This window comes from Methylonatrum kenyense (assembly GCF_023195885.1).
In the GTDB taxonomy this organism is placed as follows: domain Bacteria; phylum Pseudomonadota; class Gammaproteobacteria; order Nitrococcales; family Aquisalimonadaceae; genus Methylonatrum; species Methylonatrum kenyense.
Window position 1 is genome coordinate 1 of the sequence record NZ_JALPKO010000028.1, and the last position, 722, is coordinate 722.

The following is a 722-nucleotide window of genomic DNA, read 5'->3' on the forward strand; positions in this document are numbered from 1 at the left end:
ACGTCATGAGCTTTCTGAGTATGGGTACCAAGTCTACCTCTCGGTGGTTGAACCGGAATGCCACTTCGGCAAGGTAGAGATGAAAGTAGGCCTTCGGGACGCCTCGATAAGGGTAGAGCCAATGTTTTGCATAGCTCCAGAAGCCCTCGATTCCGTTGATGTGGTGGCGGCCTTTCGGACGCCCTTTTTCCTTACGGATGACGATATGCTGCCCGCGAAGTGCCAACGACGTGTAGGCCTGCCACTCGTCCGTGTAGTAGAGGCTCCCCGGCGTCGAGTGCGCTGCGACTTTCTCCATCAAGACCCGCTGCTTACGGCTATGGACCGGCGTCACCTTCACGACACCGTTGCGCTTCAAGATGCCAAACACGATCACTTTGCCGGCTGCGCCCCAGCCGCGTTTTCCAGCCCGGTGACCACCGAACATCGTCTCATCAAGCTCAAGCTCTCCGAACATCGGCGCACGGAGCTCCTCGACATGGGCGCAGGCCGATCGAATGAGGCGGTAGAAACGCTCCGCCGCCGGTGCGCTGACCTGGACTCGAAAACGCAGCCGATAGACCGGGACACCGAAGACAAAGCATTCCAGGAGCTTCATCTTGCTGGCTTCGGACAGCCGGCTGAGATCCCAGATTTTGCGTGCCTTCGCGATGGCTCCACAATGTGGACACTTGACTCGGCCATCGCTTAGCCGCCAGGCCCCGTACTTACTGCATCTCAGA

1 protein-coding gene is annotated in these 722 nt (G+C 58.6%); it reads right to left on the bottom strand.

The genetic code is table 11. From position 1 onward, the window contains the following. Nucleotides 1–598 (bottom strand): IS1595 family transposase (locus tag M0534_RS13665; RefSeq protein ID WP_248569001.1); only part of this gene is annotated, 598 nt, incomplete at its 3' end. Nucleotides 599–722 lie beyond the last annotated feature (124 nt).